We start from the raw sequence: 12,426 nt of genomic DNA on the forward strand, positions 1-12,426 counted from the left end.
CTGCGATGGTCGAAAACTACCACACGATTGCACACGGGTCCGCCTTGGAGGCGGTCGCCGCTGCCGTAGGGCATGGCACCGCCGGCGGAACGCCCGTGGTCGCTGCGGTCGTGGGCGCGTCGGGGGAACTGGTCGCGTTCCTGAAAGGCGGCGCGGCTCCCTTTCACTCCGAAAAGATCGCTCAGGACAAAGCCTTCACGGCCGCAAGTTTCAAAGTGCCGACGGCAGCGGTCTACGAACTGGTCTCGGGCTCCGAAGCCTTATGCAACGGCATCGCGCATCAGCCGCGGGTCGTGATGTTCGGCGGCGGTGTCCCGATCATAGTCGATGGGAATTGCATCGGGGGAATTGGAGTCTCGGGCGGCTCCGAGGAGTTCGACATCGCCTGCGCCCGGGCAGCCGCCGCCTCGATTGGTGCGAAGGAGTTCTGAATGGTACAGGTTCAACAGCTTGCGGTCGAACCGGAAGAGAGAAACCGACCTGTCGCTGCGGATATCTTGAACTTTATCGACGGACGGTTCGTAAAGGGCGGCTCGGGGGCGACGTTCCCCAACATCGACCCCGCCACCGGTCGGGAGACGGGGCGCGTTCATGAGGCGACCCGTGAGGATGTGGATCGCGCTGTAGCGGCGGCCAAGCGTGCGCTCACAGGACCTTGGGGCAAAATGACAACAGCCGAGCGCATTCGGCTCATCGCTGCTGTTGCGGATGAGATCGAACGGCGCTCGGAAGACTTTCTCGATGCAGAAGTGGCCGATACGGGCAAGCCGAGAGCGGTCGCGGCGCACATCGATGTTCCGCGCGGCGCGTCGAACTTCCGGATGTTCGCCGACATCGTCACGACCCTCCCGACAGAATCGTTCGGTACCCCGACGCCTGACGGGAGCGGTGCGATCAATTACGCTGTGCGTAAACCGAAGGGTGTCATCGCGGTCGTCTGCCCGTGGAATTTCCCGCTCTTGCTGATGACCTGGAAAGTCGGCCCGGCGCTGGCCTGCGGGAACACCGTGATCGTCAAGCCGTCCGAAGAGACGCCGCGGACGGCAGCCCTTCTCGGCGAAGTGATGGACGCGGTCGGAATGCCCACGGGGGTCTACAACGTCGTCCACGGCTTCGGCCCCGGCGCAGCAGGCGAGTTCCTCACCGCCCATCCGGACGTCGATGCCATCACCTTCACAGGCGAAACCGGCACCGGGCAGGCCATAATGAAGCAGGCTGCCGTCGGCGTTCGCGACATCAGCTTCGAACTCGGCGGCAAAAATCCAGCGATCGTCTTCGCCGATGCCGATCTTGAGAAAGCAGCCGAAGGCATTTCGCGCGCCGCCTTTCTGAATAGCGGGCAAGTGTGCCTGGGGACCGAGCGTGTCTATGTCGAGCAATCCGTCTTCGAACCTTTCGTAGCCAAGCTTGCCGCTGCCGCTCGCGCACTGAAACCCGGGAACAAGGGTGATCCGCATTACCTCGGGCCGATGATCAGCGAAGAACATCGGCAGAAAGTGCTCGGATATTATGAGCGGGCGATCGCCGAAGGGGCAATCGCCGTTACGGGCGGCGGGGTACCCAACGTCGATGCCGCGGCGGCGGGCGGGTTCTGGGTCGAACCCACAATCTGGACCGGCCTCGCTCATGATTCGACCGTCATGCGGGAGGAGATTTTCGGTCCTTGCTGCGGGATCATTCCCTTCGACACCGAAGACGACGCGATAAGTTGGGCGAACGACACGGATTATGGCCTGTGCGCTACCGTCTGGACAGAAAATCTCTCTCGAGCTCATCGCGTCGCGGCGGCAATGTCCGTCGGCGTGTGCTGGGTGAACTGCTGGTTCCTGCGCGACCTGCGCACGGCATTCGGCGGTTCGGGGCAATCGGGAATAGGCCGCGAGGGCGGAGCGCACAGCCTCGAATTCTACACCGAGCTCGAAAACATCTGCGTGAAGATATGATCATGTCCGAACAAAATACACTTGACCCTGACATCATTGAAGAAGCAGCGATCGCCCTGCGAACGGCGGCCGAAAAGCGCTCGCCGATCCCCCCGCTTCGCGAAAGCCTCAGCGGCGGTGGCGTCGCGGCGGCCTATGCGGTGCAGGAATTGAACACCCGCCACGCACTCTCCTCGGGGCGCCGTCTCGTCGGACGCAAGATCGGGCTTACCTCGCGGGCGGTCCAGAAGCAGCTCGGCGTGGACCAGCCCGACTATGGCATGCTCTTCGCTGATATGGATGTGCCCGAGGGCGAGCCGATCGGGCTCGGGCGGGTCATCCAGCCAAAGGTCGAAGCGGAAATCGCGATCGTGGTCGGGCGCGACCTCCTTCAGCCCGACCTTACGATCGCCGAACTGATCCGGGCGGTCGAATATGTCGTGCCCGCGATCGAGGTCGTGGACAGCCGCATCGCCAATTGGGACATCCGGATCTTGGACACCATCGCCGATAATGCTTCGAGCGGTCTGTTCGTGCTTGGCGCCGTTCCGCGCAAGCTCGACGGGCTCGACCTACGCGCGTGCGGGATGGTGATGGAATGCCGCGGCGAGCCTGTTTCTGTCGGCGCGGGCGTCGCCTGTCTTGGCAGCCCGATCAGTGCCTCCTTGTGGCTGGCGCGCGTCATGGCACGCGAAGGCCGTCCGCTTCTTGCCGGAGATGTTCTTCTGTCGGGCGCTCTCGGACCCATGGCAACCGTCGCGGCCGGCGACGTCGTCGAGGCCAGAATCAATGGAGTCGGGACCGTCAAAGCGGCGTTTGCAAGCTGAGGCGATCAACCGGAAAGGGATAAAGAGATGGCGAAGACGAAATGCGCGATCATCGGATCGGGCAACATCGGCACCGATCTCATGGTCAAGATATTGCGGGGCTCGAGCGAACTCGAACTTGCCGTTGTGGTAGGAATAGATCCCGCCTCCGAAGGCCTTGCGATGGCGCGCGCGCGCGGCGTAACCACGACCCACGAAGGTATCGATGGACTGCGCGCGCTTACGAATTACCCTGACATCGAGCTCGTTTTCGACGCGACCTCAGCCTATGCGCATGTCGAACATGCCAAGGCCCTCGCAGCGGATGGAAAGCTTGTCGTCGATCTGACGCCCGCCGCGCTCGGCCCTTTCGTGGTACCGCCGGTCAACGCAGCGGTCTCCTCGGGCGCTCGCAATATCAATATGGTCACGTGCGGCGGACAGGCGACGATCCCGATTGTCGCTGCGGTGTCGAGCGTCACGCCGGTCCATTATGCGGAAATCGTCGCGTCGGTTTCGTCCCGGTCGGCCGGACCCGGTACAAGGGCCAATATCGACGAGTTCACGCGCACCACGGCCAAGGGCATCGAGGTTGTTGGGGGAGCGGCCAAAGGCCGCGCGATCATCATTCTCAATCCGGCCGACCCGCCGATGATCATGCGCGACACGATCTTCACCCTGACCGACTTGGTTGACGAGAGCTTGGTCTGCGATGCCGTCAAGGCGATGGTCGCCGAGGTCCAGCGTTATGTGCCAGGGTATCGATTGAAGCAGGACATTCAGTTCGAACGGTTCGGATCGAACCGGCCGCTAAAGATCCCGGGCTATGGCGAATTCGAAGGAATGAAGACCAGCGTCTTCCTCGAGGTCGAAGGCGCCGGCGACTATTTGCCAAAATATGCCGGCAACCTCGATATCATGACCGCTGCGGCAAAGGCTGCCGCCGAAGTCCTCGTGCGTCAGACGGGGAGAATCGCAGCATGACCTTCGATCCATCCAGCCAGTCGCTTTACATCCAGGATGTAACGCTCCGCGACGGGATGCATGCCATCCTTCACATGTATGGCACCGACAGCGTGCGAGCCATTGCAAAGGCGCTCGACGCAGCCGGGGTCGATGCCATCGAAGTCTCGCATGGCGACGGCCTCAACGGGACATCCTTTAATTACGGGTTTGGGGCCCACACCGATTGGGAGTGGATCGAGGCAGCGGCTGATGTCATCGAACATGCGGTGCTGACGACGCTTCTGGTTCCGGGCATCGGAACGGTCGAGGAACTGAGGCGCGCGCACAGTCTCGGCGTCCGCTCGGTGCGCGTCGCTACCCATTGCACCGAAGCCGACGTTGCAAAGCAGCATATCGGGATTGCGCGGGACCTCGGCATGGACGTCTCTGGCTTCCTGATGATGAGCCATATGATCGATCCCGAAGCGCTCGCGCAGCAAGCCTTGCTCATGGAGGGATATGGCGCCCATTGCATCTATGTAACCGACAGCGGCGGAGCCCTCGACATGGACGGCGTCCGGACCCGCTTCGAAGCTTACGATCGGGTCCTCAAGCCCGAAACGCAGCGCGGGATGCATGCGCATCACAATCTCTCGCTCGGCGTCGCAAACTCGATCGTCGCGGCGCAGGCCGGCGCGGTGCGCATCGACGCCAGTCTCGCCGGCATGGGTGCCGGGGCGGGCAATGCCCCCCTCGAGGTTTTCATCGCCGCCGCCGATCGCAAGGGCTGGAAGCACGGGTGCGACGTGATGGGCTTGATGGACGCCGCGGAAGATATTGTGCGGCCACTGCAGGACCGCCCGGTGCGCGTCGATCGCGAGACTCTCAGCTTGGGCTATGCAGGCGTTTATTCCAGTTTCCTGCGCCATGCCGAAAAGGCGGCCGAACAATATGGTCTCGATACCCGCCAGATCCTGGTCGAGCTCGGCAGGCGGCGGATGGTCGGCGGCCAGGAAGATATGATCGTCGATGTCGCCCTCGACCTCGTTCGGGACCAGGAACTGGCGGTGTCGCAATGAGCGATTTGGCAAGTCTGGCCGAAATCCTGGACCGGGCCGCGCACGAACGCGTGGCTACGCCGCAGTTGACCCATGCCCGACCCGAGCTGACGGTTGAGGACGCTTATGAAATCCAGCGACTGTCCATCGATCGTCGCCTCCAGCGCGGCGAGCGGCGTGTCGGCGTCAAAATGGGTCTCACGAGCCGGGCCAAGATGCAACAAGTGGGCGTCGACCAGATGGCTTGGGGCCGACTCACCGACAAGATGCTGATCGAGGAAGGGGGCAGCCTTGCGCTCGCTAACTTCGTCCACCCACGCATCGAGCCGGAAATCGCCTTCCTGATGTCGGCTCCCCTCGCCGGTAGGGTTACGATGGCCCAGGCGCTCGCCGCGGTTGCCGCGGTGGCGCCTGCGATGGAGGTGATCGACAGCCGATACGAGAATTTCAAGTTCGCGCTCGCCGATGTCATCGCTGACAACAGTTCTTCCTCGGGCTTTGTCGTCGGAAGCTGGAACGACCCGCACCAGGATATCTCGAATCTCGGGGTCATTCTCGAAATCGACGGCGAAGTCGTCGAAGTGGGGTCCAGCGCCGCCATATTGGGGCATCCGCTACGATCGCTCGTTGCGGCCGCGCGCATGGTGTCGGAGGGCGGCGAGCGCATCGAGGCCGGGGATATCGTCCTGGCGGGCGGGATCACAGCTGCTCCGACCCTTGCCAAGGGTCAGTCGATCCGCACGACTGTCCAGAATCTCGGATCAGTTTCGATCAGGGTTGATGCCTGATGCCGATTATCGAGGTCACCTTGCTCGAGGGACGAACGCCGGAGGCGAAGGAAGCTCTCGTCGCGGCGCTGACCGACGCCGCCGTATCCGCCGTCGGGGCGCCGATCGAGTCGGTTCGCGTCATCCTGCGTGAGGTTCCCGCAGCACATTTCGCAGTTGGCGGCCAGTCGTTCGCCGCGCGGCGCGCGCGCGAGTCCGGGGGATAGTCGCTATGCGCCCGCATCTCGTGGAAATCGTGGGAGGCAGCGCCTTTCCATGCCCGGACGGGGAGCGCGTGCTCGTTGCCATGGAGCGCAGCGGAGCGAGCGATATCGGCGTCGGATGCCGGGGCGGCGGCTGCGGAATCTGCCGGGTACGGGTTATCGAAGGCGCGCATCGGCTCGGCAAGATGAGCAAGGCGCATGTATCGGACGCGGAGCTCCAGGCGGGTTATGCCCTTGCTTGCCGGCTCTATCCTCTCGGTCGTCTGACGATCGAAGTTGTGGAATAAGGTGGAGAAGCGACATGTCGACAAATCTGAAGGCGATTGAAAGCAACTATGGCATTCGCGACGAATATGGCCATCTGATTGGCGGAGAATGGGTCGGGGGCGCCAGCGGCAAGACAATCGCGCTGCTCAACCCTGCTACGGGTGAGACGCTCGCCCGAATTCAAGCTGGGAACGCCGCCGATGTTGGTCGGGCCGTGGCGGCGGCAAAAGCGGCCTTTCCCGCATGGTCCCAGAGCAGCGCGGCGGAGCGGCAGGACCTTCTTTACGAAATTGCGCGCCGCCTCAAGGCGCGCCTTGAAGAATATGCCGTCCTCGAAACGCTGAACAACGGTAAGCCCATCCGCGAGTCGCTGTATTTCGACCTGCCCAACGCGATCGGCCAGTTCGAACTCTTCGCGGGTGCCGCCTACGGCCTGCATGGCCAGACGCTGGACTTTCCCGATGCGATCGGCATCGTGCACCGCGAGCCGCTGGGCGTCTGCGCCCAGATCATACCGTGGAATGTTCCCCTGCTCATGATGGCGTGCAAAATCGCGCCGGCTCTGGCGGCGGGCAATACGGTGGTATTGAAGCCGGCCGAAACGGTATGCCTCTCGGTGCTCGAATTTTTCGTGGAGATGGCCGATATTCTGCCGCCGGGTGTGGTGAATGTCGTCACGGGTTATGGGGCCGACGTCGGAGAGGCGCTCGTAACCCATCCCGACGTGCGCAAAGTCGCTTTCACGGGATCGGTCGCGACCGCGCGCCGCGTGATCCAATATGCCTCGGCGAATATCATTCCGCAGACGCTCGAACTCGGCGGAAAATCGGCGCACATCATTTGTGCCGATGCCGATATCGACGCGGCTGTCGAGAGCGCAACGATGTCGACCGTCCTTAACAAGGGCGAGGTGTGCCTCGCCGGGTCGCGCCTCTTCCTTCACGAGGCAATAGAGGAAGAGTTTCTCGAGAAATTTCGTGATGCGCTCGGCAACATCAGGCAGGGCGATCCGCTGGACCCTGCCACGCAGCTCGGAGCGCAGGCTTCGACTATGCAAATGGAGAAGATCGAATCCTACCTCGCGCTCGCGATCGAGGAAGGGGCGACGGTCTTTGCCGGCGGCGCGCGTTCGGCGGATGCCGGGCTCGCGAAAGGGCATTTCGTCCAGCCGACAATCTTCACCAAGGTCGCAAACGACATGCGAATTGCGCAAGAAGAGATCTTCGGTCCTGTTACCACAGTGCAAAGCTGGCGCGACGAGGACGAGATGATGGCGCGTGCCAATGACACGAGCTTCGGCCTCGCCGGCGGCGTGTGGACCCGCGACCTCGCGCGCGCGCATCGCATTGCAAGGAAGCTTGAAACCGGGACGGTATGGATCAACCGATATTATAACCTCAAACCAAACATGCCGCTCGGCGGATACAAGCAGAGCGGGTTTGGCCGGGAGTTTAGTCACGAGGTGCTCAACCACTATACCCAGACGAAGTCGGTGATCGTGAACCTCGACGAGGGCAAGCTTGGAATGTTCGATCAATAGGGTGACCAATAGTGATCAATAGCATTGCGGTCGTCGGCGCAAACATGGCCGGCGCAAGGGCGGCGGAATCACTGCGCAGCGCAGGTTATGACGGCCATATTCATCTCATCGGCGAGGAGCCGTGGCGCCCTTACGAACGGCCGCCGCTTTCGAAGGAGTTTCTGTGGGAAGGCGGAACGCCTTCTGGAAGCTTCTATCTTCATGACGAGCATTGGTACGCCTCGAACAAGGTCGAGCTCCGCCTGGGCGTGCGAACAACGGCGATCGACCTGCGCGCCGGCGCGCTGAGGCTCGCGTCCGGCGAAGCGGTTCAGGCGGACCGCATTCTCCTGGCAACGGGCGGCGCCGCTCGCCGCCTGCCTTTGCCAGGGGCCGAGGCTGCCAATGTGCACCATCTTCGCACCCTTGGCGACGCCGCCGGCCTTGCCGCCGATCTGCGGCCCGGCGCGCAGATCGTGATCATCGGAATGGGCGTCATCGGCGCCGAGGTTGCTGCCAGCGCGCGGCGAATGGGCTGCAATGTTACCGCTGTTGAGCCGTTCGCTTCGCCGATGATCCGGGCACTCGGGGACCATTTTGGAGCTTGGCTCGGCGAGCATCACCGGATGCAGGGCGTTCGTGCGCTCTACGGCCGATCGGTCAAAGGTCTTCGCCTGAGCGGCGCGAAAGTCTGCGCCGTCGAGCTCGATGATGGCGAAGAACTTGCCTGCGACGCAGTTGTTGTGGGTATCGGGATCGTCCCGGCCGTCGAACTGGCAGCGGATGCCGGCCTGATCGTCGGCAATGGGATCGTAGTCGACGCGCAATGCCGTACCAGCAATCCCGTCATCTTCGCCGCGGGCGACGTCGCCGAGCAACCCGACTTCTTCGGCGGCCGCGTGCGAATGGAGACCTATCAGAATGCAGCCGAGCAGGGCGCAGCTGCAGCGGCCGCCATGCTCGGTCAACCCGTCGAATATTGCCGCCCGTGCTGGTTCTGGAGCGACCAATATGATCTGAACATACAAGTGACCGGGCGCATCGACGCGCAGCAGCAGCTCATCATGCGCGGGAGGGTGGAGGATGATGCCTTTTGCGCATTCTTCCTCGCAGGAGATCTCGTCATGGGCGCGCTGACCGCGAACCGGTCGGCAGATATGGGAGTCGCCAAGCGCCTTGTCGAACGCCGCGCGCGCGTCGGACCGGCGGAGTTGGCCGATGTCGATGTCCCGCTGCGCGAAATATTGAAGAAGTCTGCTTCCTAGGTCCCCGAACTTCAGCCTATCCCGCCTCCGGCAACATAGAGCGTCTGTCCGGTGATGTAGGAGGCCTCGGGGGCGCCGAGAAAACAGATGGCGGCAGCTATCTCGTCGACCTCGCCAAAGCGCGCCATCGGGGTATCGCGCAGCGTCTGCCTTACGACAGCCTCGAACCCTGCCTTGTCTGCCTCGGTGGGCTCGGCCGGATTTCTGGGTGTGACTCTCGTGACGTTCACGCCGCCTGGCGCCACGCAATTGACCCGAATGGGCCTGTCTTCGAGATCCTGGGCAAGCGCCACGGTCAGCGCAGCAACGCCGCCCTTCGCTGCGGCATAGGGCAAGCGGTTGATCCCACGCGTCGCGACCGAGCCGACGTTGACGATCGCACCCTGGCCCGCCGCCAAAAGATGCGGGAGCACGGCATGACAGCACCAGATCGTAGGCCAGAGCGAACGGTTGATCTCAGCCTCTATCTCCTCCGCGCAATAGTCCCAGAAGGGCTTGGCCCAGATCGTGCCGCCGACATTATGGACCGCGACATCGACGCGCCCATGCCGCTCGATCACATTCCCGTAAAGCGAACAGGCGCCGTCTCTTTTCTCAAGGTCGTGAATTTCACCATAAGCGTCGAGCCCGTCGGAACGAAGGCCCGCAACGGCCGCCATCGTGGCGTCCTCGGCGCGGTCAGCGATGGTCACTGTCGCGCCTTCCCGGGCCATTCGGGTCGCAACCGCCAATCCGATGCCTTGGGCTCCGCCCGTAACCACGGCAATTTTATCGGCATATCGCCCGGAGGAAATCATCGTGAGCTCTCCATTATTGCGCAACTAAAATTGATAAATATCAACTGGATAGAATTGTTACGCAATGGTTGATTCAGGAATTACATGTCGCAGCTTGCAAACACAAGGAGTAATGCATTACACTATGAACAACGAAAGGGCCGTGATTCTGCAGGTCCAAAAGGAGAGGGATGATGCGCAGCCGGCTGCTCCGACCCGATGATATCAAAGGCGCCTGGGCCATCGTGCCGACGCCCGCTACCGAAAACGCCTCGGACTGGCGCTCAGAGAACACGGTCGACCTGGATGAAGCCGCGCGGGTGGTGAACGGGCTGATCGACGCTGGAATTGACGGCATTCTCAGCATGGGAACTTTGGGAGAGGCGGCAACGCTCACCCACGGCGAAAAGCTCGATTATATGCGAGCGATTGTCGATGCGGCCGGCGGCCGCGTTCCCGTGTTCGTGGGCACGACCTGCCTTAACACGCGCGATACGATCGCCCTGACCCGGGAAGCGCTTGCGCTTGGCGCCGACGGGACCATGCTTGGCATTCCGATGTGGTGCGCGCCCGCGCTCGACGTTTCCGTGCAATTCTATCGCGACGTCGCCGAGGCCGTCCCCGAAATGAATATCGCCATTTACGCCAACCCCGAAGCGTTCAAGTTCGATTTTCCGCGGGCATTCTGGGCGCAGGTCGCGGAAATTCCCCAGGTCGTGACCGCGAAATATATCGGGGTCGGTACGCTGCTGGCCGATCTCGCGGCCGTGAAGGGCAATATCAAGCTACTCCCCATCGATTTCGATTATTATGCGGCGGCGCGGATGGTCGACGAGATCGATGCCTTCTGGTCCAGTGGCGCCGTTTGCCATCCGCTCGTGACGACGAGTTTGCGCGATATTGTCGCGAAGGCGAGGGCAAGCGGCGACTGGGCGGCCGCGCGGGCGCTGCAGGCGCGTCTGGGCCCCACCGCCGCGCCCCTGTTCCCGAATGGGAGCTTCAAGGAATTTTCAACGTATAACATCGGCCTCGAGAAGGCCCGAATGGACGCTGCAGGGTGGATGAAAGCGGGACCAGTTCGGCCGCCCTATCATCTCGTACCCGAGCCGTTTCTGGCCGGGGCGCGCAAATCCGGCACGATGTGGGCCGATCTGGGACGCGAGCTGGAACGCGAGCAATCCACGCCATTATCATTGGAGGCAATCCCATGACGAAGCTAGATTTGGACTGGCCTCACAATTTCAATGAGATTCCGAAGGAAGTTTTTGTACGCAAGGACGTTTACGACACCGAACTGCAGCGCATTTTTCATGGCGAGGAGTGGCATCCGGTTTGCCATGAGAGCGAGATCCCGGAACGGGGGGATTTCAAGACGTTTCGTCTCGCCGGTATTCCCCTGCTGATCGCGCGCGGCGATGATGGTATCGTTCGCGCCTTCTTCAACGCCTGCTCGCACCGCGGGAACCAGCTCGAAACCGCTCCGATGGGTAACAAGCAGGAATTCGAATGCCCATATCATCGCTGGCTGTTCAGCACGCGGGGGGACCTGGTCGGGTGTCCGAACCAGCGCGAGTTCGTGCCTGGCTTCAACCGCTCCGACTATCCCTTGGCCCAACCCCGGATGGAGAGCGTCTACGGCGTCGTGTTCGTCACCATGTCCGCTCGAACCGAACCCCTTCTCGAATGCCTCGGATCGATCGTGGAAACGCTCCGCGAGCTCGTGGGGGGGGACGGCCGCCTCAAGCTGCTCGGCTACCAGAAGGTCCGGTACAACACGAACTGGAAGTCCTATACCGACAATGACGGCTATCATGCACCGCTCCTGCACCAGGCCTTCAATCTCCTAAACTGGCAGGGCGGTAAGGGGCGCCAGTTCACCAGCACGAAACGGGGCCATATAGGCTTTGAATCCGAGCTGTCGGTTGCCCGTGGCGATACGATGCTCGAAGATCCGTCGATCATCGAGTTCAAGGGGCAGGACCCCTCCGTCGGATCCCGGATCGTCAGCCTCTTTCCGACCTTCGTTGCAACGAAGCATTTGGACGTTATCAACCTGCGGTTCGCGACGCCCATCGATCATGAGCGGGTCGAAGTGCATTACGCTTATTTCGCGCATGCCGATGACGATGAGGAGATGGTGCGGCACCGCTTGCGCCAAAGTTCGAACCTCTTGGGTCCGAGCGGCCTGATCAGCATGGAAGACGCGTCGATTTTTCACCGGATTCATATCGGGAACCACACGCCCGGCGCGGCCATCTTTCAAAAAGGTGTCCGTGACAAAGAGAAGATCGAGGACGAGTTCCTTCAGAACGACGAGAGCGGAAATCTTCCGAGATGGGAATATTATCGGGAAATAATGGGTTTCGAAAGGCGCGCAGCATGACCTTGGCGCCCGAAAACTTTAATCGCGCGCTCGACGACTTGCTCGTCGCGGACGCGGACGCACTCGACAGCAAGGATATGCAGCGCTGGCTATCCAACTATGTGGAAGAGGACGACGCATCCTATATCTGTCTGTCGCGTGAAAATGAGGAACAGGGGCTCGCGCTGGGCTTCATGTACGACGACTGCCACGCGCGCCTGCTCGACCGAGTGACCTATATCACGAAGATATGGGCCGGGACATTTCAGGACTATCGAACTCGGCATTTCGTTCAGCGCGTCGCGGCGGACCGAATTGATGATAACACCTGGAAAGCGCGGTCCAACTTCAGCGTGTTCATGACGCCCGAAGACAGCGGCGTGTCCGAAGTCCTCGCGACGGGGCAATATGAGGATCTCGTTCGAGAAGGCGCGGATGGAGATCTTAAGCTTCTTTCCCGTCGCACCCTCCTCGATACGACGGTACTACCCCGCTATCTGGTCTATCCGATCTAG

At 61.8% G+C, this 12,426-nt stretch carries 14 protein-coding genes; 13 read left to right on the plus strand and 1 reads right to left on the minus strand.

Features of this window, described 5'->3' with window-relative positions; all coding sequences use genetic code 11:
- The first annotated feature begins 5 nt into the window (after nt 1–5).
- The 10 genes from J2X44_RS04085 to J2X44_RS04130 are packed head-to-tail and all read left to right on the plus strand — an operon-like array spanning nt 6 to nt 8,773.
- Nucleotides 6–431: a heme-binding protein gene (locus J2X44_RS04085; RefSeq protein WP_037557639.1), complete on the plus strand. Its 426-nt coding sequence runs from the start codon at nt 6–8 to the stop codon at nt 429–431.
- The gene (locus J2X44_RS04090; protein ID WP_052182496.1) at nt 432–1,943 is read left to right on the plus strand and encodes a 2-hydroxymuconic semialdehyde dehydrogenase; all 1,512 of its coding nucleotides are present in this window, start codon (nt 432–434) and stop codon (nt 1,941–1,943) included. It abuts the gene before it with no gap.
- Between the two features lie 2 nt (nt 1,944–1,945).
- The gene (locus J2X44_RS04095) at nt 1,946–2,749 is read left to right on the plus strand and encodes a 2-keto-4-pentenoate hydratase (RefSeq protein ID WP_037557713.1); all 804 of its coding nucleotides are present in this window, start codon (nt 1,946–1,948) and stop codon (nt 2,747–2,749) included.
- Between the two features lie 27 nt (nt 2,750–2,776).
- Complete coding sequence (locus tag J2X44_RS04100) at nt 2,777–3,712, plus strand: acetaldehyde dehydrogenase (acetylating) (RefSeq protein WP_037557641.1); 936 nt, start codon at nt 2,777–2,779, stop codon at nt 3,710–3,712.
- Nucleotides 3,709–4,752 (plus strand): 4-hydroxy-2-oxovalerate aldolase, encoded by a 1,044-nt coding sequence (gene dmpG, locus J2X44_RS04105; protein WP_037557643.1) that lies wholly within the window; start codon nt 3,709–3,711, stop codon nt 4,750–4,752. Before J2X44_RS04100 ends, dmpG begins: the two co-directional genes overlap by 4 nt.
- On the plus strand, nt 4,749–5,519 hold the full coding sequence (locus J2X44_RS04110; RefSeq protein WP_037557645.1) for a 2-keto-4-pentenoate hydratase: 771 nt from the start codon (nt 4,749–4,751) through the stop codon (nt 5,517–5,519). The genes dmpG and J2X44_RS04110 overlap by 4 nt, the downstream gene beginning before the upstream one ends.
- Nucleotides 5,519–5,725 carry a 2-hydroxymuconate tautomerase gene (locus J2X44_RS04115; protein ID WP_037557646.1) on the plus strand — a complete coding sequence of 69 codons (207 nt, stop codon included), beginning with the start codon at nt 5,519–5,521 and terminating at the stop codon, nt 5,723–5,725. Before J2X44_RS04110 ends, J2X44_RS04115 begins: the two co-directional genes overlap by 1 nt.
- A 5-nt stretch (nt 5,726–5,730) precedes the next feature.
- Nucleotides 5,731–6,009, plus strand: coding sequence for a 2Fe-2S iron-sulfur cluster binding domain-containing protein (locus tag J2X44_RS04120; RefSeq protein ID WP_037557647.1), 279 nt, complete (start codon nt 5,731–5,733; stop codon nt 6,007–6,009).
- Nucleotides 6,010–6,023: 14 nt separating this feature from the next.
- Nucleotides 6,024–7,529, plus strand: a complete 1,506-nt coding sequence (locus J2X44_RS04125) for an aldehyde dehydrogenase (RefSeq protein ID WP_037557648.1) — start codon at nt 6,024–6,026, stop codon at nt 7,527–7,529.
- Nucleotides 7,530–7,540: 11 nt separating this feature from the next.
- Nucleotides 7,541–8,773: an NAD(P)/FAD-dependent oxidoreductase gene (locus J2X44_RS04130; protein ID WP_231732771.1), complete on the plus strand. Its 1,233-nt coding sequence runs from the start codon at nt 7,541–7,543 to the stop codon at nt 8,771–8,773.
- An 11-nt stretch (nt 8,774–8,784) separates the two neighbouring features.
- On the opposite strand, the gene J2X44_RS04135 is transcribed toward J2X44_RS04130, so the two are convergent.
- The gene (locus J2X44_RS04135; RefSeq protein ID WP_037557649.1) at nt 8,785–9,570 is read right to left on the minus strand and encodes a 1,6-dihydroxycyclohexa-2,4-diene-1-carboxylate dehydrogenase; all 786 of its coding nucleotides are present in this window, start codon (nt 9,568–9,570) and stop codon (nt 8,785–8,787) included.
- Nucleotides 9,571–9,743: 173 nt separating this feature from the next.
- Between J2X44_RS04135 and J2X44_RS04140 the strand changes: the two genes are divergently transcribed.
- Genes J2X44_RS04140 through J2X44_RS04150 form a run of 3 tightly spaced genes read left to right on the plus strand, consistent with a single transcriptional unit; the run spans nt 9,744 to nt 12,426 of the window.
- Entirely contained in the window at nt 9,744–10,760 is a 1,017-nt protein-coding gene (locus J2X44_RS04140) for a dihydrodipicolinate synthase family protein (RefSeq protein WP_037557715.1), read from the plus strand.
- On the plus strand, nt 10,757–11,932 hold the full coding sequence (locus J2X44_RS04145; protein ID WP_037557650.1) for an aromatic ring-hydroxylating dioxygenase subunit alpha: 1,176 nt from the start codon (nt 10,757–10,759) through the stop codon (nt 11,930–11,932). Before J2X44_RS04140 ends, J2X44_RS04145 begins: the two co-directional genes overlap by 4 nt.
- A complete protein-coding gene (locus J2X44_RS04150; RefSeq protein WP_037557651.1) occupies nt 11,929–12,426 on the plus strand; it encodes an aromatic-ring-hydroxylating dioxygenase subunit beta in 498 nt (165 codons plus the stop codon). Before J2X44_RS04145 ends, J2X44_RS04150 begins: the two co-directional genes overlap by 4 nt.

Source organism: Sphingopyxis sp. BE259 (genome assembly GCF_031457495.1).
Classification (GTDB): domain Bacteria; phylum Pseudomonadota; class Alphaproteobacteria; order Sphingomonadales; family Sphingomonadaceae; genus Sphingopyxis.